21 protein-coding genes and 4 other annotated features are annotated in these 21487 nt (G+C 36.7%); of the genes, 15 read left to right on the top strand and 6 right to left on the bottom strand.

From position 1 onward, the window contains the following. Positions 1–307: 307 nt before the first annotated feature. The 7 genes from ytxC (at position 308) to NSQ69_RS22505 (ending at position 7107) form a co-directional block, all read left to right on the top strand. The gene (ytxC, locus tag NSQ69_RS22535) at positions 308–1189 is read left to right on the top strand and encodes a putative sporulation protein YtxC (RefSeq protein ID WP_002088921.1); all 882 of its coding nucleotides are present in this window, start codon (positions 308–310) and stop codon (positions 1187–1189) included. Between the two features lie 31 nt (positions 1190–1220). Beyond that, positions 1221–1448 (top strand) — a binding site (T-box leader). 48 nt (positions 1449–1496) lie between these two features. Further along, positions 1497–3434 carry a threonine--tRNA ligase gene (gene thrS / locus NSQ69_RS22530; RefSeq protein WP_002034275.1) on the top strand — a complete coding sequence of 646 codons (1938 nt, stop codon included), beginning with the start codon at positions 1497–1499 and terminating at the stop codon, positions 3432–3434. Positions 3435–3640: 206 nt separating this feature from the next. Then, positions 3641–3761 (top strand) — a sequence feature (ribosomal protein L20 leader region). A gap of 63 nt (positions 3762–3824) precedes the next feature. After that, the gene (gene infC, locus NSQ69_RS22525) at positions 3825–4328 is read left to right on the top strand and encodes a translation initiation factor IF-3 (protein ID WP_002015470.1); all 504 of its coding nucleotides are present in this window, start codon (positions 3825–3827) and stop codon (positions 4326–4328) included. A 21-nt stretch (positions 4329–4349) separates the two neighbouring features. After that, on the top strand, positions 4350–4550 hold the full coding sequence (gene rpmI, locus NSQ69_RS22520; protein ID WP_001125945.1) for a 50S ribosomal protein L35: 201 nt from the start codon (positions 4350–4352) through the stop codon (positions 4548–4550). Positions 4551–4588: 38 nt separating this feature from the next. Next, a complete protein-coding gene (rplT, locus tag NSQ69_RS22515; RefSeq protein WP_001138364.1) occupies positions 4589–4945 on the top strand; it encodes a 50S ribosomal protein L20 in 357 nt (118 codons plus the stop codon). 515 nt (positions 4946–5460) lie between these two features. Next, positions 5461–5952, top strand: coding sequence for a dUTP diphosphatase (locus NSQ69_RS22510; protein ID WP_002015469.1), 492 nt, complete (start codon positions 5461–5463; stop codon positions 5950–5952). 69 nt (positions 5953–6021) lie between these two features. Further along, a complete protein-coding gene (locus tag NSQ69_RS22505; RefSeq protein WP_002088917.1) occupies positions 6022–7107 on the top strand; it encodes a M42 family metallopeptidase in 1086 nt (361 codons plus the stop codon). A gap of 41 nt (positions 7108–7148) precedes the next feature. Here NSQ69_RS22505 and NSQ69_RS22500 read toward each other — a convergent pair whose 3' ends face one another. Beyond that, complete coding sequence (locus NSQ69_RS22500) at positions 7149–7766, bottom strand: TetR/AcrR family transcriptional regulator (RefSeq protein WP_002015467.1); 618 nt, start codon at positions 7764–7766, stop codon at positions 7149–7151. A gap of 296 nt (positions 7767–8062) precedes the next feature. Here NSQ69_RS22500 and NSQ69_RS22495 point away from each other — a divergent pair, with 296 nt between their 5' ends. Then, positions 8063–8716 (top strand): HlyD family secretion protein, encoded by a 654-nt coding sequence (locus NSQ69_RS22495; protein ID WP_002129345.1) that lies wholly within the window; start codon positions 8063–8065, stop codon positions 8714–8716. A gap of 12 nt (positions 8717–8728) precedes the next feature. After that, complete coding sequence (locus NSQ69_RS22490; RefSeq protein ID WP_002129344.1) at positions 8729–10522, top strand: DHA2 family efflux MFS transporter permease subunit; 1794 nt, start codon at positions 8729–8731, stop codon at positions 10520–10522. Between the two features lie 21 nt (positions 10523–10543). Here the strand turns inward: NSQ69_RS22490 and NSQ69_RS22485 are convergent, their stop codons facing one another. Both NSQ69_RS22485 and NSQ69_RS22480 read right to left on the bottom strand, forming a co-directional pair. Next, the gene (locus tag NSQ69_RS22485; protein ID WP_002167592.1) at positions 10544–10906 is read right to left on the bottom strand and encodes a hypothetical protein; all 363 of its coding nucleotides are present in this window, start codon (positions 10904–10906) and stop codon (positions 10544–10546) included. Between the two features lie 13 nt (positions 10907–10919). Next, the gene (locus tag NSQ69_RS22480; RefSeq protein ID WP_002034233.1) at positions 10920–11294 is read right to left on the bottom strand and encodes a hypothetical protein; all 375 of its coding nucleotides are present in this window, start codon (positions 11292–11294) and stop codon (positions 10920–10922) included. A 146-nt stretch (positions 11295–11440) separates the two neighbouring features. Here NSQ69_RS22480 and NSQ69_RS22475 point away from each other — a divergent pair, with 146 nt between their 5' ends. Continuing rightward, entirely contained in the window at positions 11441–11983 is a 543-nt protein-coding gene (locus NSQ69_RS22475; protein WP_341099683.1) for a sigma-70 family RNA polymerase sigma factor, read from the top strand. Between the two features lie 21 nt (positions 11984–12004). Continuing rightward, positions 12005–13033 (top strand): DUF4179 domain-containing protein, encoded by a 1029-nt coding sequence (locus NSQ69_RS22470; protein ID WP_002184855.1) that lies wholly within the window; start codon positions 12005–12007, stop codon positions 13031–13033. 26 nt (positions 13034–13059) lie between these two features. On the opposite strand, the gene NSQ69_RS22465 is transcribed toward NSQ69_RS22470, so the two are convergent. The 3 genes from NSQ69_RS22465 to sspI form a co-directional block, all read right to left on the bottom strand. Further along, a complete protein-coding gene (locus NSQ69_RS22465; RefSeq protein WP_341099680.1) occupies positions 13060–13773 on the bottom strand; it encodes a CPBP family intramembrane glutamic endopeptidase in 714 nt (237 codons plus the stop codon). A 139-nt stretch (positions 13774–13912) separates the two neighbouring features. Next, positions 13913–14470, bottom strand: coding sequence for an HD domain-containing protein (locus NSQ69_RS22460; RefSeq protein WP_002129339.1), 558 nt, complete (start codon positions 14468–14470; stop codon positions 13913–13915). 179 nt (positions 14471–14649) lie between these two features. After that, a complete protein-coding gene (gene sspI, locus NSQ69_RS22455) occupies positions 14650–14859 on the bottom strand; it encodes a small acid-soluble spore protein SspI (protein WP_000009511.1) in 210 nt (69 codons plus the stop codon). 82 nt (positions 14860–14941) lie between these two features. Between sspI and NSQ69_RS22450 the strand changes: the two genes are divergently transcribed. The 4 genes from NSQ69_RS22450 to asnS all read left to right on the top strand — a co-directional run bounded on the left by NSQ69_RS22450 (position 14942) and on the right by asnS (position 21425). Beyond that, positions 14942–15739 carry a TrmH family RNA methyltransferase gene (locus tag NSQ69_RS22450; RefSeq protein WP_002015458.1) on the top strand — a complete coding sequence of 266 codons (798 nt, stop codon included), beginning with the start codon at positions 14942–14944 and terminating at the stop codon, positions 15737–15739. Between the two features lie 92 nt (positions 15740–15831). After that, positions 15832–16060, top strand: a binding site (T-box leader). A 43-nt stretch (positions 16061–16103) separates the two neighbouring features. Continuing rightward, complete coding sequence (pheS, locus tag NSQ69_RS22445) at positions 16104–17138, top strand: phenylalanine--tRNA ligase subunit alpha (RefSeq protein ID WP_002015457.1); 1035 nt, start codon at positions 16104–16106, stop codon at positions 17136–17138. A gap of 18 nt (positions 17139–17156) precedes the next feature. After that, a complete protein-coding gene (pheT, locus tag NSQ69_RS22440) occupies positions 17157–19577 on the top strand; it encodes a phenylalanine--tRNA ligase subunit beta (RefSeq protein WP_002129337.1) in 2421 nt (806 codons plus the stop codon). Positions 19578–19729: 152 nt separating this feature from the next. Continuing rightward, positions 19730–19981 (top strand) — a binding site (T-box leader). A gap of 52 nt (positions 19982–20033) precedes the next feature. Continuing rightward, positions 20034–21425, top strand: a complete 1392-nt coding sequence (asnS, locus tag NSQ69_RS22435; protein ID WP_002167595.1) for an asparagine--tRNA ligase — start codon at positions 20034–20036, stop codon at positions 21423–21425. Positions 21426–21487 lie beyond the last annotated feature (62 nt).

Genomic DNA, 21487 nt, shown 5'->3' with positions numbered 1-21487 from the left:
AAAGAAGTTAGGTGGGAGCCCTGCTGCCCGTAAAAGCCCGATTGGTGCGGGCTAATAATCAGTGGAGGATGGACAAAACCTCCACTGATTAAAGTTTCACTTTATTTTAATCATTTTTTCAGAGTAGCTTGTATCATTTTTTTCTCCCTCCCTTAATATATATAAAATTAGCAAGCCATATCGAGTGGATGTTCTAACGATGGGAGATAGGTTTCTACTAAGAGTGAACTTCCATAGATCGGACTCTTATAGGATTTGTAACGTATAGATGCAATCCTTTAGAGCGGGGATAAAAGGGGGGACAAAAGTGATTGAAATTTGCTTCGAAGAAAAAAATGATGCTGTGTACGTATACAGACAACTAACGAAAAGAACAGAATCCTTATATAAGGAAACAAGTGTATATTTAAATGAACAAAAGGTTGTTATTCATATACCATTATGTGAATCAAATTATATTGAAAAGATTTTATTGCCAGTATTACTATATTTCATTATGAATGTGAAACAAAATGAATGGATTCATACCATTTTAAAGGAAAAGTTTTTTTATGAAGAACAAGAAGAGTGTCATCAAATATTGCATATGGCACATGAGATTTTAAAGGAAAGAAGAAAAGGAGTAGCTAGTGATTTAACACGTCAAAAATTTGAATCTTATATTGCGTCGTCTTTGAATGATTGGCTTTGTGATCCGCTCTCATTCTCGTTTTCATCATACGTTCGTTTTCGTCTTCGTACATATAGGGAAATGGTAACTAAGCTTGCTGAAGTTGCAATTGATGAGTATAAGATGGAGCAGGAATACCAAATATTCATTGAGACACTTCGCCAACAAGTAAGTAGCCGGAAATCACGTTTGTCCTGTGTACATCTTATTTTTGATGAAAGTTTTATTTTCTATGATGATAAAGGTAGGCGTTTAAAACAGGAGAAATTGGTTCAATATATAGATGAAGAATTATTAAAGAAACAGGATGTATATATCGATACGAAAGTAATTGCACCACTTCTTTCTATTTCGCCGAAAAAGATTTATTTATATACGAAAGAACAAGATCATAATATGATTATTACTTTGCGAAATGTATTTCAGGAACGAGTGCAACTACATGGATTACATGAATTTGAGCGCAATGTGAAAAATTTAAAAAATAAAGGTAACGCCCTTGATTTTCTAAGTTTTTGAGCATATAATTACCTACATAAATGAAATATATTGAAATGTCATGATGAGGACATGGGTAGTTTTCTACGATTTTCAGAGAGGGAAGCCTTAGGGTGTGAGCTTCCTAGTACGGGATAATTACTTACCACCTCTAAACTTTAGCAGTGAACGTTTTTCTAGTAATTGCTAACGGACAACACCGTTATGTTGAACTTGAGCAATTAACAATAAGGTTAATTGGAACAAGGGTGGAACCACGAATTCAACACTCGTCCCTTTTTATGGGATGAGTGTTTTTTATTTTGAAAAAAAAGAGGAGTGACCAGTGATGGCAGATGTAGTTAAAATTACTTTCCCTGATGGAGCTGTGAAGGAGTTTCCAAAAGGAGTAACAACTGAAGAAATCGCAGCTTCTATTAGCCCAGGCTTAAAGAAAAAAGCTGTGGCTGGAAAATTAAACGATGAGATGATCGATCTTGTTACACCAATCGAAGAAGATGGTGCAGTTTCTATTATTACATTAGATTCTGAAGATGGCTTATATATTTTACGCCACTCAACAGCTCACCTTTTAGCACAAGCGTTAAAACGTTTATATAAAGATGTTAAGCTTGAGCTTGGCATTGGTCCAGTAATCGAAAATGGCTTCTACTACGATATTGATATGGAAGAAGCAATTACAGTTGAAGACTTCAAAAAAATCGAAAAAGAAATGCAAAAAATCGTGAACGAAAACTTAGAAATCGTTCGTCATGAAGTGCCACGTGCAGAAGCACTTCGTCGCTTTGAAGAAATCGGCGATGAGTTAAAATTAGATTTAATTAACGATCTTCCAGAAGATGCAGTTATTTCAATCTATGAGCAAGGCGAATTCTTCGACCTTTGCCGTGGTGTTCACCTTCCATCTACAGGGAAGATTAAAGTGTTTAAATTATTAAGTGTTGCTGGTGCTTACTGGCGCGGCGATAGCAATAATAAAATGTTACAACGTATTTACGGTACTGGATTCGTTAAGAAAGCAGAATTAGATGAGCACTTACGTATGCTTGAAGAAGCGAAAGAGCGCGATCACCGTAAATTAGGTAAAGAGTTAAAACTATTTACTAATAGCCAAAAAGTAGGACAAGGTTTACCACTTTGGTTACCAAAAGGTGCAACAATTCGCCGTATTATCGAGCGTTACATCGTTGATAAAGAAGCAAGCTTAGGCTATGATCACGTATACACTCCAGTATTAGGAAGTAGAGAGCTTTATGAAACTTCTGGTCACTGGAACCATTACCGTGATGGCATGTTCCCATCAATGGAAATGGATAATGAAGAGTTAGTTCTTCGTCCAATGAACTGCCCTCACCATATGATGGTTTATAAAAATGATATTCACAGCTACCGTGAATTACCAATCCGTATTGCGGAACTTGGAACAATGCACCGCTATGAAATGTCTGGAGCATTATCTGGATTACAACGTGTACGCGGAATGACTTTAAATGATGCGCACATTTTCGTTCGTCCAGATCAAATTAAAGAAGAATTAAAACGTGTTGTAAACTTAACGTTAGAAGTGTACAAAGATTTCGGTTTAGAAAACTATTCATTCCGTCTATCTTATCGTGACCCAGCAGATACTAAAAAGTATTATGCTGATGATGAGATGTGGGAAAAAGCACAAGGTATGTTAAAAGAAGCTATGGATGAAATGGGTCTTGATTACTATGAAGCTGAAGGTGAAGCGGCATTCTATGGTCCGAAACTTGACGTTCAAGTTCGTACTGCTCTTGGAAAAGACGAAACACTTTCAACTGTACAATTAGACTTCTTACTTCCAGAACGCTTTGAATTAACTTACGTTGGTGAAGACGGTAAACAACATCGTCCAGTTGTAATTCACCGTGGTGTTGTATCAACTATGGAACGTTTCGTAGCCTTCTTAATTGAAGAATACAAAGGTGCATTCCCAACTTGGTTAGCTCCAGTTCAGGCGCAAGTAATTCCAGTTTCTCCGCAAGTACATTTAGACTATGCGAAGAAAGTACAAGATGAATTACGACGTGCTGGTATCCGTGTTGAATTAGACACTCGTGAAGAGAAAATTGGTTACAAAATCCGTGAAGCACAAATGCAAAAGATTCCGTACATGCTTGTAGTAGGTGACAATGAAGTTACTGAAAATGGCGTTAACGTACGTAAATATGGTGAACAAAAATCAGAAACAATCGCATTAGATGCGTTTGTTGACATGATTAAGGTAGAAGGAAAACGATAAGAAAGAGCCGCGGTATACCGCGGCTTTTTTATGTATTATAAAAAAGAAAATCTAGAAAAAATAACCAAACAATACTTATCATAAAAAAGTATTGCAAGTATGCTGGTTGTTTGTTACAATATTTCTTGTTGTTAGTAAAACACATCGCGTCTTCTTGACAGACGTCATGTCCTATGATAAACTCATCAAGGATAATAGAATATGGTTTTGACAAGTAGAAGCACCCGCTTCTCACCTGATGGACGCATTCGCAGTTAGCAGGTAAATGTATTTCTTACTAAAGATATTACAAGTGTGGGTGCCGTGTGCCCGCACTTTTTTTGTTCGGGTTCTACAATTGCAAAACGTATTCTAAGAAAACCTTGGAGGTGGCTTACTATTAGCAAGGATATGATGATTAACGAGCAAATTCGTGCACGTGAAGTACGCTTAGTTGGCGCAAACGGCGATCAACTTGGAATCAAGTCTCGTAATGACGCTTTAGACTTAGCTGCAGGTCTTAATCTTGATTTAGTATTGGTTGCTCCAAATGCGAAACCACCAGTATGCCGCATTATGGACTACGGTAAATTCCGCTTTGAGCAACAGAAGAAAGAAAAAGAACAGCGCAAAAATCAAAAAGTAATTAGCATGAAAGAAGTTCGTTTAAGTCCAACAATTGATGAACATGACTTTAACACAAAACTTCGTAATGCTGTCAAGTTTTTAGAGAAAGGCGACAAGGTTAAAGCGTCAATTCGCTTTAAAGGACGTGCCATTACTCATAAAGAAATCGGTCAACGTGTTTTAGATCGCTTCTCAGAAGCTTGTGCTGAAGTTAGTACAATTGAATCTAAGCCTAAAATGGAAGGACGTAGTATGTTCTTAGTTTTAGCACCGAAAAACGATAAGTAATAGATAGAGGAGGAAATACCTATGCCTAAACAAAAAACTCATCGCGGCGCTGCAAAGCGTTTCAAAAAGACTGGATCTGGTAAACTGAAGCGTTCTCACGCTTACACAAGCCATTTATTCGCTAACAAATCTACAAAAGCTAAACGTAAACTACGTAAAGCTGGTGTAGTTAGCGCTGGTGACTTCAAACGCATTCGTCAAATGCTTGACAACTTAAAATAAGTTCGGCTGATATATAGAACAAACTAGGAGGTAATATTATGCCAAGAGTAAAAGGTGGTACAGTTACTCGTCAACGTCGTAAAAAAGTTATAAAATTAGCAAAAGGTTACTACGGTTCTAAGAGTACATTATTTAAGGTTGCTAACCAACAGGTTATGAAATCTCTAATGTATGCATTCCGTGACCGTCGTCAAAAGAAACGTGACTTCCGTAAATTATGGATTACACGTATCAACGCAGCAGCTCGTATGAATGGTCTTTCTTACAGCCGCTTAATGCACGGTTTAAAAAATGCTGGCATCGAAGTTAACCGCAAGATGCTTGCTGACTTAGCTGTTCATGACGAAAAAGCTTTCGCTGAATTAGCAACAGTTGCAAAAAACAACATTAACTAATTGTTTAAAACCTTAGAAGATTTTCTTCTAAGGTTTTTTTGTTTGCATTTATTGTAAAATCCTCCACTTATTATCGTTATTTCTTGCTCAAGTATATTAAGATGTGCTTGTAAGAATTTTTGTAACGATAACGAGGAGACTTTTACATGAAAGTAGGAAAGATTAACGGATGTGTCGTTATCGATATGACAAAATCAATATAAAAGCTATAGCGATATAAAAGAATATATATATAAAGTCAGGAGAATCCTCCTGACTTTTTTTATTTGAACTCATTCGTGAGAAGTGCATCTTTCCTAGCAGAAACGACACTGCTATAATGGAAAGATGATATGGAACTTTCATCAAGTGAACAATATATGAGTGATGATTGAAACGTATTTGCAAATTAAGGACAAGCTATCTTTATAAAGATGTAGGTAGCTGACTTGTTAATAAGAAACGAAAAATAATAATGAACTTTGAGATGAAACAACATTGTTGCGGAAAATGCGATGTTGGAGGAGGACAATAGAATGGACTTACTACAACTATTTAAATTACAAAAAGAATTAGATGACCGTATTGTGAAAGAACATGACTTACAACCGAAAAAATTGTTAAAAGAAAAAATGTTAGCTCTTCTTGTAGAAATTGGAGAACTTGCAAATGAAACACGTTGTTTTAAATATTGGAGCAATAAACCAGCTTCAGAACGTGAAGTAATATTAGAAGAATACGTAGATGGTTTACATTTTATTTTATCAATCGGAATCGATTTAGGAATTGATAAAAACTTCTTATTCTATAAATGTGCGCAAACGAATAAAACACAAGTGGAAATTTTCTTAGACACATATGCGAAAGTAATTCGTTTTACAGATCAACCTTCTATTACGAACTATATTGAACTATTTACAAGCTATCTTCGCCTTGGACAAGCGCTTGAATTTGAACAAGATGAAATTGAAAAAGCATATTTAGATAAAAATGAAGTAAATCATCAGCGTCAAACACAAGGATACTAATTTAATTTTTGAATATTTCAATTTCCTTTTGTATAATAAAGTGACTGAAGAAAAAGGAGGGTGTTGGCAATGATAAAATTAGACGAGACATTGACAATGCTAAAAGAATTAACAGACGCACGCGGTATTGCGGGTAACGAGCGCGAACCACGTGAAGTAATGAAGAAATATATTGAGCCGTTTGCAGATGAACTTTCTACTGACAATTTAGGAAGTTTAGTTGCGAAAAAAGTTGGGGAAGAAAACGGCCCGAAAATTATGGTTGCAGGTCATTTAGATGAAGTTGGCTTTATGATTACGCAAATTGATGACAAAGGCTTCCTTCGTTTTCAAACGGTGGGTGGCTGGTGGTCGCAAGTTATGCTTGCACAGCGCGTAACGATTGTAACGCGTAAAGGAGATGTAACAGGTGTAATTGGTTCAAAACCACCGCACATTTTACCTCCAGAAGCTCGTAAAAAGCCAGTTGAAATTAAAGACATGTTCATCGATATTGGTGCTTCTAGCCAAGAAGAAGCGATGGAGTGGGGCATACGACCAGGAGATCAAGTTGTACCGTACTTCGAATTCCAAGTGATGAAGAATGAAAAGATGTTACTTGCAAAAGCATGGGATAACCGAATTGGTTGTGCAATTGCAATTGACGTATTAAAACAATTAAAAGATGAAAAGCATCCAAACGTTGTATACGGCGTTGGTACTGTACAAGAAGAAGTTGGTCTTCGTGGTGCGAAAACATCTGCAAACTATATTAAGCCCGATATCGCATTCGCAGTAGATGTAGGTATTGCTGGGGATACACCAGGTGTAACGGCAAAAGAAGCGCAAAGTAAAATGGGCGATGGACCGCAGATCATTTTATATGATGCTTCTGTTATTGGTCATACAGGTTTACGTGATTTCGTAGTTGATGTTGCTGATGAATTACAAATTCCATACCAATATGATTCTGTAGCGGGCGGGGGAACGGATGCAGGAGCAATTCACATTTCTGTAAACGGTATTCCGTCTATGGCAATTACGATTGCGACACGCTACATTCATTCTCATGCAGCGATGTTACATCGTGATGATTATGAAAACGCAGTGAAGTTAATTGTAGAAGTTATTAAACGTCTTGATAAAGAGGCTGTACATAACATTACATTTAATTAATAGAAAAAAGCGAAGGATAACCTCCTTCGCTTTTTTCATTTTTAAAATGGTCTTTCTAATCCTGCTGCAGTATGAGCTCCTAAAATAATTAAGCGAGTTAATTGCATTGCCATGAAATGTGGGGTATAAATCATGCCTCTTTTTAACCATGACATAATCATTCCGATATGAGCGCCTGTAACATAACTAATAAGAATATCACGAGGGACCATAAGGTCTTCATCATCTGGCTGGGAAATAGATAGGCTTAATGTTAAATGTGTTTGAATTGTTTTCATCATTTTATAAGAATAGTTTCCAGCTGCCTTATCGCCGAGCATAACGTTATAGAAATTAGTATTGTCTGCGATATGCTCAAACAAAGCTAAAAAAGTTGGATGCGGTGAATCAAAAGTGAGCTGAAAATCTTCTTTATTTCGATTTTGTGGTTTAATTACTGCAGCTAGTTTTTCTAACATTTCTTCTATGCTTTTTTCTAATAAATCATATTTATCATGGTAATGGCTATAAAATGTAGCACGATTTACAGGAGCGCGTTCCGCGATATGTTGCACAGTTACATTTTCGAAGCCCTTTTCGCCTACTAAAGCGACAAAAGCATCCTGTATGAGTTGTCTCGTTCGTTTTACACGTGGATCATTTGTATTTTTAATAGACATTTTTACTTCACCTCGTTTAATTTTTTAACCTTAAACAACACATGTATAGTGTAATGTTGTTTAAACAACATATAGGTTTAAATTGTTGGTTGTAGATTCGGGATAATTATTTATAATTATAAACGATAGTCCTTTAGAAATCAGCACCGCTAGGATGCAGACAAAACATAGTTTGCGTCGTAAAAGGTGTGCTTTTTTTGTTTAAAGGTTAATATAATTAACAATTAAACAATATAAACACTAAGGATATAAATAGTTTAGAAAAAAATTATATGCGATATAAGGAGAGGAATGCAATGAATCAGTTTCGAAGAATGGTAATTATCAACATTATCACATTAATTGTATTAGTTGGCGGCGGTATTGGCGGTTATTACTATTACAATCAAACAGAAAACTATTTAAAAACAGAAAATGCAAAGATTGACGGGAAAGTAATCCCAATTGCATCACCAGCAGCAGGTAAATTAACAGACTGGAAAGCTGAAGTAGGAAAAAACTACAATGAGAACGATAAATTAGGTGCGGTTACTGTAGCAGGAGCAAATGGTGAGCAAACAGTAGATGTAACAATTCCACAAAATGCAACAGTTGTACAATCAAACGCAACAACTAATGCGTTCGTTGGAGCAGGAAGCCCAATTGCTTACGCATTTGATATGAACAATTTATGGGTAACAGCAAATATTGAAGAAACAAATATTGATGATGTTCAAAAAGGCCAAACAGTAGATGTGTATGTAGATGCATACCCAGATACAACGTTAACAGGAAAAGTAGAACAAGTTGGATTAACAACGGCGAATACATTCTCGATGTTACCATCAAGTAACTCAACAGCGAACTATACGAAAGTAAAGCAAGTTGTACCAGTTAAAATTTCTTTAGATCATAGTAAATCAGTAAATATTGTTCCTGGAATGAATGTGTCAGTTCGTATTCATAAGTAAGGGGGAGATGAGATGTCCTCAATTGCAATTGTAGGATATGCACTATTTTGTATAATCGTCTTCTTCCTTATAAATCGTCTTTTACGAAAGAAAAAAACGAATGTGGGAGAAGAACAAGTCCCAGCCGTAAGTAAGATAGAAGTAAGTCAAGCAGAAACAGTAGAGAAAGAACTTGAACAAAAACAAGAAACAGAAGCTTCTAACGTAGTGGAATTAGAAACAGGGAAGCAAGAGCAAGTAAAACAGGAAAAAGAAATGCTGAAGAGACAATTGCCGGTAGAGAATGTGAATGTAAAGGCAGTTGTAGCTGTACTAATTCTCGGTATGTTCGTTTCTATTTTAAACCAAACGATCATTAATGTTGCATTGCCTCCATTAATGAACGAATTTAACGTATCAACTTCAACAGCACAATGGTTAATTACAGGCTTCATGCTTGTAAACGGAATTTTAGTACCAATCAGTGCATTTTTAGTTTCACGATTTACGTATCGTAAATTATTCATAGCAGCAATGTTATTCTTCACTGTAGGATCTATCATTTGTGCTACATCAGGAAACTTTACAATGATGATGACGGGCCGCGTTATTCAAGCGGTTGGTGCGGGTATTTTAATGCCAGTTGGTATGAATATCTTCATGACATTATTCCCGCCTAATAAACGCGGAGCAGCTATGGGGTTACTTGGGGTAGCGATGATTTTAGCACCAGCTATCGGACCAACTGTAACAGGTTGGGTAATTGAAAACTATAGCTGGAACTTAATGTTCTATGGGATGTTTGTTATCGGTTTAATTATTACGTTCTTATCTTTTAAATTCTTTACACTAGCTCAGCCAGTGTCTAAAACAAAGTTAGATGTATTCGGTGTTATTAGTTCAAGTATTGGACTAGGTAGCTTACTGTACGGATTTAGTGAAGCTGGAAATAATGGCTGGACTAGTGCAGAAGTTGTTATAACACTTATCATCGGTGTCATTGGTTTAGCTGTATTTATTTGGAGAGAGTTAACAACAGACAATAAAATGCTTGATTTACAAGTGTTTAAATATCCGACGTTCACTTTCACATTAGTAATTAACGCGATTGTAACGATGGCCTTATTCGGAGGTATGTTATTACTTCCAGTATACTTGCAAAACATTCGCGGTTTTACACCGATGGAATCTGGTTTATTATTACTTCCAGGATCATTAATTATGGGGATCATGGGACCAGTTGCAGGTAAACTATTTGATAAGTATGGTATTCGTCCGTTAGCAATTGTCGGATTAGCCATTACAACATTTGCGACATATAAATTTACAACGTTATCGATGGATACACCGTATAGCGTTATTATGACGGATTATATTATACGCTCAATTGGTATGTCATTCATTATGATGCCAATTATGACAGCTGGTATGAATGCACTGCCGATGAAATTAATTTCTCACGGTACAGCAACGCAAAATACGTCAAGACAAGTAGCTGGTTCAATTGGAACAGCGATATTAATCACGCTTATGACGCAACAAACTACTGCTCACGTAGCGGATTACGGCAATATGTTAACAACGTCAAACCCGATTTTAGTTGATAAAGTACACGGTATGGGCCAAAGCTTAGCGGCATTAGCCGGATCAGCTCAAGCAGGAGATGCGATGAGTACACAACTATTATTCGGACAAATTTCAAAGCTATCTGCAATTAACGGTATTAACGATGCCTTCTTAATTGCAACAATATTAGCCGGTATTGCTTGGGTGTTATCGTTCTTCTTACCATCAGGCAATAAACCAAATAGAAAAGCAGGGAATTAATTCCCCTGCTTTTTTGTCTTTTTAAAGAGTGAGATATAAAAAATGATAACCAGTTACGGAGCACAGCCCTGTTATAAACAAAATTGTCCCCATAGAACGAATACTCGATATTTGCCCTCCGCTTATAATAGCTAATAGTCCAGCTAAAGAGAAGAAACACCAATATAAAGTTCCTGAAATTGGAACCATCCCCTCTAAATCTATTCCAAAACCTATACAAATGATAGGAACAACGATAAGCGATATGCTAATTAAACCAGCTATAACGATAAATGATTTTCGATATTTCATTCCGGCAGCAATTAAAAAAATGCCAACGATGCCTTCACATAATAACAAAATAGGGGCTAAGATAAGCCAAATAAATAAGTTGGTAGATTCCATATGTAATAACCCCTTAACGAATAAAAGATGAATCAGGCATGGACATGAGTTGATAGCAAATAGCTGCAAACAGTCCTATTGAGAAAATAATGAATCCCATGTTGCGTATACTCTTAATTTTTGAACGTACCCCATTCAATCCTGCTAATAAACCAGCTAGAGAGAAAAGTATCCAATATAGGACAGGTGGAATGTGGAGAACGGTCTCTCCATTGATCCCTTTGTTCAAAAAAATAAAAGGCATTATAACGAATGAAAAGCAAATAATCCCCATTAAGATAACAAGTAATTTCCGATATTTAATTCCTGTTACCATTAAAAAAATACCACCAGCAATCCCGCATAGTAAGAGAAGTGGCGTAAAAAGTATCCAAATAATACTGAACATATGTAAACTCCTTTAAGTGAATTAAGTTATATTTTACTACATGAGGTTTATTTTGGATATTATTAATAAATATGTATAAATTGATAGAAATGAGAAGCAACGATACGAATTAATAGATGTAGAGAACGTTAGAGAGGAGGGGACATATGAAAATTAAAGAAGAGAACGTTGCAATGCAACTACGGAAAAGGAACGAAAAAGCATTATATTTTATTATCGACCGGTACGGCGGACTTATAAAAAGTATTATTCAGAAGCATTTAGCCTCTTTTCAAGATGTACAAGAGGAATGCATGGATGATGTGTTATTGGCAATTTGGAATCATATTGAAAAGTATGATGAGGAGAAAAATACTTTAAAAAATTGGATTGCAGCTATTACAAAATATAAATCTATCGATTATGCGAGGAAATATGCGAAGACAGTAAATGAAAAAGGATTAGATCAAATAGGTGAAATAGCGGTACATACCGATACTACTAAAAATGAAATTAGTAATGATATGGAACATATATTAGATCATTTAAAGAAGAACGATAAAGAAATCTTTATGAAGCATTACGTTGAAGAAGACAGTGTAGAAGAGATTGCAGAGAAAATGGGGATGAAAACTTCTTTTATATACAATCGTCTGTCGAGAGGCCGGAAGAAGCTAAGGACATTATTTTTACATAATCGAATGAAGTAAATAAGAAAAGGGGTGAAGGAAATGAAAGATCCGTATGAAATGTTAAATGATCTAAAAATTGATGAAAATGAATATAAAGAAGTTAACTTAACTCATATAGAGAAAAAGAAAATACAAAAGCGAATTAGCAAAAAGATAAGAAAGAACAAAGGTCATACGAAACGTAATATAGCTATTGTAACATCGGCTGCGGCATTATTTATTATGATGATGACTGTAGATATGAGAAGGATGATTGCGGATATACCGTTAATCGGAAGTGAAATGGAAGACTACGTAAACAGTAGAGGGGAACCTTTAAAAGAATATAAAACGACAATAGGACAAACAGTTTATGATAACGGTGTAGAAGTAAGGTTAGATGAAGTGATGATAGATGAAGGGCAGATTATTGTTAATAGTACGTTTAAGTCTAACAGTGTTAATCTGGGAGATATTTTTTTACCGTACCCAGATGTTTATATAAATGGAAAAGAGTTAAATGGTAGTGGTGGTGGAGGTAAACAAAGAGTAAATGATTATACATACACATTTTTTACTACTAAAAATTTGAAAGATTCACAAATGAAGCCAATGGAATTGGATGGGGAACTAGATATACAAATTATATATAGAAGACTTATGCCGTTAAAAGATAAAACCTCAATAAAAGGAGAATGGGGCTTTTCCTTCAAAGCATCTGGAGACAAATTAAAAGCTGAAACGAAAACAATCCCAATCCATAAACATTTTAAATTAGAAAATGGTCAAAAAATAGAAGTGGAAGATTTAAAAGTTTCTCCTATATCTACGAAGTTGAATTATAAAATGTTGAATGGAACGAAATTAGAGGTGAAATTTATCGCGAAAGATCAAGATGGAAACGAGTTAATACCCGACTCAGGTCTTACATTATCGAAAAATAGTTATTGGCGATTTGAAAAACTAGAAGATAGTGTAACGAAAATTATTCTGACGCCTGTTCTAACTTCTGGTGAAGAGGGAGAAAAGAAAACGAATTACCGAAAATTGTTAACGGAAGAAGAGTTTGAAGTTGTGATAAAAGAGTGAAAGAGGTATCGCGATGATACCTCTTTTTAACTCAAGAATGCCAACATATTATTCATAATATGAAATAACATAGCTGGAATAATGGATTTTGTTTTTTTACATAAAATAGCCATTAATAATCCCATGAAGAAAGTAATTACCATTACTCCAAGTGAGTATGTATGAGCGATACCGAAGAAGAAGCTTGTTATGATGGCTGCAATCCAAAATGGAAAGCGTTCTGAGAAGAAGCGAAGTATAAAACCACGGAAAATAAGCTCTTCAAAAATTGGTGTGAGTATAGCGAAGCCGAGAAGTAATAATATTTGATACTGCTTAAAAACGTCTAAGTTTAGTGCGGAAGATTGCTGCTTCGTTGCGTCTTGGAACACATAATTTAACAAGATGTAATTGAGTATAATGTTTATAGCCAAGAAAAGAAGTAAGTATACGTATGTACGCCATTCTTTAAGTACTTTAAAGTTAAAAGATTTTAGTAGTAATTTTTTTGCGGGTTCGAATTTGAAAATGAAGAATAACAACACGGCTAGTTGTAATATGATACTTGCAGTATTTGCAATAGATTCATACAGGGCAATTTGTTTTTTATCTGTAAGGCCGGCTGTATAAATTGTTAAGGGCATTGCGAGGAACACAGTAATAAGTCCGGTTCCGAAAAAAGCGAATAAAACGGAGCTAATAAATTGTCCCCATGACATAGAGTATTTCTGTTCATTAGAAAGTTGTGTAGCGGGTTGCATTTGTAAAACCACCTCTTTATATTTGTATATTTAATTATAAAGTATTTTGCTTTTGAGTGTAACATTTAAATATTACATACAAAGGTGTATTTTTCGCAAAATAATAAAAGAGGTATCACCCTATAGTGATGCCTCTTTCTCATTGATAACTATGTTCTGCCTTGTCATTCAATTTCTTTTGCTCTATTTGTAATTCACGCTCTACCAATCGGTCTAATTGCTGAATTGCTTTCAATGCTTTTTCATAAGAAATCGTTCTATAATGATGCGCTCCGCCCGGTTCTTCATCTGCTTCGTCTGCCCATTTAATAATGTTTTGAAGAGATGTTCTTTCAATTTCTTGCTGTACTAAGAAAGAATCTGTATGAAGAAGAATCGCAATAGAAATTTCTTTTGCTAGTTTAGGATGTTCTCCTAATCTAATAAGCAATTTATGAGATCTTTCTGCCCCTTTAATCGCATGTATATCATTCTTTTTATACAAGTCATAGTCCCATTCGCCGCCCGTGTACCACGTATGATGTCCGATATCATGAAGGAAGCCAGCCTTTGTCGCAGCATCGACTGAGGCGTGATGCTTTTTGGCTAAGTGAAACGCATGATAAGCGACAGCAATCGCGTGGACCATTCCAGAACGGTTTACATATTTTTGCGTAATGTGATGTTTAAAAATTTGTTCAAGCGTAATACGGTGCATAAAACATTCACTCCTTTTATCCAATGATGTATATGAAGAAAAATCGATCGGTTTAAATGTATTTTGAACATTGTACTCCATCGGGGTAGCGTTAGTAAAGTAGAAATGTTTAGGAGAAGAAAAATTTTATAGACATAAAAGGTCACCTTAGTTTTTTTTCTAAGGTGACCTTTTATTGCTTATTTTTTTAATCCTTGCTCCAGTGTTCCTAACATTTCGTGTTTTTCATTTTCATCAGCATTTTTCCAAATGACTTCGAATAAAACGCCAAGACCTGGAAGCATTTTTTCTTCACCGCTTTGAATTGCATCGACAATCGTTTCTTGTAATTGGTCTTGTGAATTTCCAGATACATTCGCTAATACCGCGCCGCGTAAATTAAAACTCATTATCTTCACCTCTTCTTCAGAATTGAAACTGACGTTAGTTTTTGTTCTTTTTTATGTAAATATGTATGAAAAATAGGCTATAATGATAAGACAAGAAGAGAGGGAAATACATATTATGAAAAACATTGATTCAGTACAAAACCCGCGTGTGAAGCAGTGGAAAAAGCTGCAGACGAAAAAAGAGCGCGATAACAAAGCTTTATTTTTTGTAGAAGGATTCCATTTAGTAGAGGAAGCGTTAAAGGCAGGAGTTGTAACAGAACTTATCGTTTCAGATCAGACAGATCTTCCGAAAGATTGGACAGTTAATGATGTTGAAATGTATATTGTGCCTGAAGCAATTGTAAAAGTACTTCGCGAAACAGAAACAACGCAAGGTGTATTTGCTGTTTGTGAGAAACATGAGAAAGAAGTAGCTCTTACTGATGGGAAATTTCTTTTATTAGACGGCCTTCAAGACCCAGGTAATTTGGGAACGATTATTCGTACAGCGGATGCAGCTGGTATTCATGCCGTTGTGCTTGGAGAAGGGTGCGTTGATGTTTATAATAGTAAAGTACTACGATCTACACAAGGTTCTATTTTCCACTTACCGGTTGTAAAAGGGAACTTAGAAGAATGGGTAGACAAGTTAAAAGAAAATAACGTCCCTGTATATGGAACAGCTCTTGAAAATGGAGTTCCATTTGGTGAAGTAACCCCGGCTGGAAGTTTTGCATTAATTGTAGGGAATGAAGGAAGCGGCGTACGCCAAGAAATTCTGGCGAAAAGTGATCAAAACTTGTATATTCCGATTTACGGCGGGGCAGAATCATTAAATGTTGCGGTTGCAGCAGGGATTTTAACGTATTATTTACAAAGCCCAGTTGCGAATCGATAAAAAACTTCTTATAATAAGTTGAAGTACATGTTCATAAAAAAGTGGTGAAATGAGTATCGAACTTTTTTGAACATATAATAAAAGTATATTAATGAAAAACGTTGATAGAGAAGAGTAGCTTACAAAATCGCCATATAGGGAGAGAGTGCCGTAGACTGAAAGCATTCTTATGGTAGATGGAAGTGAATTCACCTCTGGAGTTGGCGCCAGGACCATTTATATGTAAAGGCGTTCCGGTCAGAATTGATCGTTATAACTAATGAGTGGGCAGACTTGTTCTGTCAATTTAGGGTGGTACCGCGAATTTACCTCGTCCCTTTTTGGGAGCGGGGTTTTTTTATTTTTAAAATTAGGAGGGTTCCAAATGGAAGCACGTTTAAAAGAGCTAAAGCAAAAAGCGTTAGAGCTTATTGAAGAAGCGAAAGAGCTAAAGGGCTTAAACGACGTACGCGTAGCGTATTTAGGGAAAAAAGGTCCAATTACAGAAGTATTACGCGGCATGGGAAAATTATCAGCAGAAGAGCGTCCACGTATGGGAGCATTAGTAAATGAAGTACGTGAAGCGATTCAAACGCGTCTAGAAGACAAAATTGGCAACTTAGAAAAAGCAGTAATTGAGGCGAAATTAGCTACTGAAACAATTGATGTTACACTGCCAGGTCGTCCTGTTGAAACAGGTTGTCACCATCCGTTAACAGCAGTTGTTGAACAAATTGAAGATGTATTCATCGGTATGGGTTATGAAGTAGCTGAAGGGACGGAAGTAGAAAAAGACTACTACAACTTCGAAGCATTAAACTTACCGAAAGATCACCCAGCGCGTGATATGCAAGATACATTCTACATTACAGAAGAAACGTTACTACGTACACATACATCTTCTGTGCAAGCACGTACGATGGAAAAGAATAAAGAAAAAGGACCGATTAAAATTATTTGTCCTGGTAAAGTGTATCGCCGCGATGACGATGATGCGACGCATTCACACCAATTCATGCAAATTGAAGGTCTTGTAATTGATAAAAACATTCGCATGAGTGACTTAAAAGGTACACTGCAAGTATTCGTGAAAAAGATGTTCGGTGAAGATCGTGAAATCCGTCTTCGTCCAAGTTTCTTCCCATTCACAGAGCCGTCTGTAGAGATGGATATTTCTTGTATGATGTGTCACGGTAAAGGTTGTGGCACTTGTAAAGGGACTGGCTGGATCGAAATTTTAGGAGCAGGTATGGTTCACCCGAACGTACTTGAAATGGCTGGTTATGATTCAAAAGAATATCAAGGTTTCGCATTCGGTATGGGCGCAGAGCGTATCGCAATGTTGAAATACGGCGTAGATGACATTCGTCATTTCTATACAAATGATGTACGTTTCTTACAACAATTCAAACGAGCGTAAGGGAAGGAGAGGATAAATATGTTCGTATCATATCGTTGGTTACAAGAGTATGTAGATATTAAAGATGTAACAGCACAAGAACTAGCAGACAAAATCACGAAAAGTGGTATTGAAGTAGAAGGTGTTGAAGTATTAAATAAAGGTGTAAAAGGTGTTGTAGTTGGTCACGTATTAGAATGTGAAAAACACCCAGAAGCTGATAAATTAAGCAAATGCTTAATCGATATCGGTGAAGAAGAGCCGGTTCAAATTATTTGTGGAGCTGCTAACATTGCAAAAGGTTTAAAAGTACCAGTTGCAAAAGTTGGCGCTGTACTTCCTGGTAACTTCAAAATTAAAAAAGCAAAACTACGCGGGGAAGCTTCTCACGGTATGGTTTGTGCTCTTCAAGAGCTTGGTATTGATGGGAAATTCGTTGCGAAAGAATATGCAGACGGTATCTTCATCTTCCCGAGTGATGCTGAAGTTGGTGCAGATGCACTTGAAATTTTAAATTTAAATGATGAAGTACTTGAGCTTGGTTTAACACCAAACCGTGCAGATTGCTTAAACATGTTAGGTGTTGCATATGAAGTAGCTGCTATTTACGGCCGTGAAGTAAAACTTCCAGCTATCGACTTACAAGAAACAGCAGAAAAAACTTCTGATTACATTTCTGTAAGTGTAGAAGCGAAAGAAGAAAACCCATTATATATTGCAAAAATGGTTAAAAACGTAAAGATTGGTCCATCACCAATGTGGATGCAAACTCGTCTTATGGCAGCTGGCATTCGTCCAATTAGTAATGTAGTTGATATTACAAACTACATTTTAATGGAATACGGTCAACCGTTACATGCATTCGATTACGATAAATTAGGTTCAAAAGAAATCGTTGTTCGTCTTGCAAAAGAAGGCGAAAAGATTCAAACATTAGATGCTCAAGAACGTACGTTACAAAGCCACCATCTTGTAATTACAAATGGCACAAAAGCGTTAGCTGTTGCTGGTGTAATGGGCGGAGCGGATTCTGAAGTTGATAGCGAGACAGTAAACGTTCTAATTGAGTCTGCATACTTTGCAGGTCAAACAGTGCGCCGTACATCAAAAGACTTAGGTCTTCGTAGCGAATCAAGTGCACGTTTTGAAAAGGGAATCGACCCAACACGTACATTTGAAGCAATTCAACACGCAGCTGCTTTAATGGCAAAATACGCTGGTGGAGAAGCACTTGAAGGTGTAGTAGAAGCTGATAACTTACAAGTACAAGAACGTACAGTATCTGTTACAGCTGAAAAAGTAAACCGTGTATTAGGTACAGATATTTCTGCGAGTGAAATGGGTACAATGTTCACAAACCTGAAATTCCCATTCACAGAAGTAGAAGGAACATTCCATGTAAATGTACCAGCACGTCGTCCTGACATTACAATTTCAGAAGACTTAGTAGAAGAAGTAGGTCGTCTGTATGGTTATGATCACATTCCAGTTACATTACCATCTGGAACAATGACACGTGGTAAATTAACATCAGCACAAACGAAACGTCGTAAAGTACGCCGCTTCCTAGAAGGTGCTGGTTTATATGAAGCAATCACATATTCATTAACAAGCGCTGACAAAGCGAAACAATATATGGTTGAGCCGAACGAAAAAGCTCCTGTAAATCTTGCGCTTCCAATGAGCGAAGAGCGTAGCCAACTTCGTTTAAGCTTAGTGCCACAATTGTTAGAAGCAGTTTCATACAATGTTGCACGTAAAAACGACAGCGTTGCATTATATGAAGTAGGTTCTATCTTCTTACCAACAGAAGCAGGAGAACTTCCGAAAGAAGAACAACATCTTGCAGGTGTTATGACAGGTCTTGCTCTTCACCATGCATGGCAAGGTGAAAAGAAAGTTGTAGACTTCTTCGTTGTTAAAGGTGTATTAGAAGGATTATTCGACGTACTTGGCGTGGCAAATCAAATCACTTATGCACCAGCAAAACGTGAAGGTATGCACCCAGGCCGTACAGCTGACATCGTATTAGATGGTGAAGCAATCGGATTCATCGGTCAATTGCACCCGGAAACAGAAAAACAATTAGATGTGAAAAATACATTCGTATTCGAATTATCTCTTGCAAAAGTATTCGGTGCAGACGCTGAGGAAACTTACTACTTAGCAATTCCACGTTTCCCATCTATGACACGTGATATGGCTGTTGTAGTAACAACAGAAACAAAAGCTGGTGAAATGAAGCAAGTCATTGCTGAAGCTGGCGGAGAACTTCTGAAAGACGTAGCACTATTCGACTTATACGAAGGTGAAAAAATGGAAGAAGGCAAGAAATCACTTGCATTCTCTATGAACTACTTCGATGCAGAACGTACATTAACAGACGAAGAAGTAACAGAAGCACATAACCGTGTATTAACAGCGGTAGAAGAGAAATTTGGTGCGGAGTTACGTAAGTAATAAAAAATTGCCGGATTAAGTCCGGCAATTTTTTTATGGCACGATTGTCGGAAAATGTCGGTAAGTCGATATATTATAAAAATCGCTGATATATTTTCTGGCATCTTGCATCTTTCTCTCGAATGTAGTACATTAATTTTAGTTTAACAAAACGAAAGACGATGATAAGGAAAAGTAGTATATACTATAATCCAAAGCGAGTCAGGGACGGTGAGAGCCTGATGAGGCGGTATATGTGAAGAACACCTTGGAGTTGCTAACCGAAATTGAAGCTTGTATTCAAGAGTAGACTTAGACGGGAATCCGGCCTGTTACAAACCGGGAAGTATGTATTACATACGAGTTAAAGTTGGTCTTTATGACAAATTGGGTGGTACCGCGAAGTTTAACCTTTCGTCCCTTTATGGATGAAAGGTTTTTTTGTATTTAAATATATGAGTAAAGGAGAATTTTACTATGGAAAACACATTAGTAAAAAGTCTGTATAGAGATACAGATAAATACGCAGATCAAACAGTACAAGTATCGGGTTGGATTCGTAACTTACGTGATTCAAAAGCATTTGGTTTCATCGAATTAAACGACGGTAGCTTCTTCAAAGGTGTTCAAATCGTTTTCGATACAGAATTAGAGAACTTCAAAGAAATTGCAAAGCTTCCACTAAGCTCTTCAGTTAAAGTAGAAGGTAAAGTAATTGCAACACCTGGAGCGAAGCAACCATTTGAAATTAAAGCAGAAAAAATTGATATCGAGGGCTTATCAGATTCTGATTACCCACTTCAAAAGAAGCGTCATACGTTTGAATACTTACGTACAATCGCTCACTTACGTCCAAGAACAAATGCATTCTCAGCAACATTCCGCGTGCGTTCTATCGCAGCATTTGCAATTCACCAATTCTTCCAAGAGCGTGGATTCGTACATGTTCACACACCAATTATTACTGGTAGTGATACAGAAGGTGCAGGCGAAATGTTCCGCGTAACAACGCAAGATTTAAACAACGTAGCAAAAGGTGAAGACGGACAAGTTGACGAATCAAAAGACTTCTTCGCTAAAGAAACAAACTTAACAGTAAGTGGACAGCTGAACGCTGAAGCTTATGCATTAGCATTCCGTGATGTGTACACATTCGGACCTACATTCCGTGCGGAAAACTCAAACACAACTCGTCACGCAGCGGAGTTCTGGATGGTTGAGCCTGAGATTGCATTCGCTGAGTTAGGCGATGTAATGGATCTTACAGAAGATATGCTGAAATATGCAATGAAATACGTACTAGAGCATGCACCAGAAGAAATGGACTTCTTCAACAGCTTCGTTGATAAAACAGTTCTAGAGCGCATGAACAACGTAATCAACTCTGACTTCGGTCGCATCACTTATACAGAAGCAATTAAAGTACTTCAAGAATCAGGTGCTGAATTCAAATACCCAGTAGAATGGGGTATTGACTTACAAACAGAGCACGAAAGATACTTATCAGAAGAAATCTTCAAACGCCCTGTATTCGTAACTGACTATCCGAAAGACATTAAAGCATTCTACATGCGTATGAACGAAGATGGTAAAACAGTAGCAGCTACTGATCTTCTAGTTCCTGGCATCGGCGAATTAATCGGCGGAAGTCAACGTGAAGAAAGAATGGACGTTTTAGTAGACAGAATTAAAGAATTAGGTATGAACGAAGAGGACTACTGGTGGTACTTAGAACTTAGAAAATACGGCGGTACAAAACACGCTGGATTCGGTCTAGGTTTCGAGCGCTTCCTAATGTACATCACTGGCATGGCTAACATCCGTGACGTAATTCCATTCCCAAGAACTCCAGGTTCTTCTGAGTTTTAAGATGAAAAAAGCGAGAGCAACTGCTCTCGCTTTTTTTGTTTGGAAAAATGTTGTTCATAGGT

It is taken from the genome of Bacillus sp. FSL R10-2201 (genome assembly GCF_038008665.1).
GTDB classification, from domain to species: domain Bacteria; phylum Bacillota; class Bacilli; order Bacillales; family Bacillaceae_G; genus Bacillus_A; species Bacillus_A mycoides.
The sequence above is the reverse complement of the archived record's forward strand: the minus strand, read 5'-3'. Positions and strand labels throughout refer to the sequence as shown.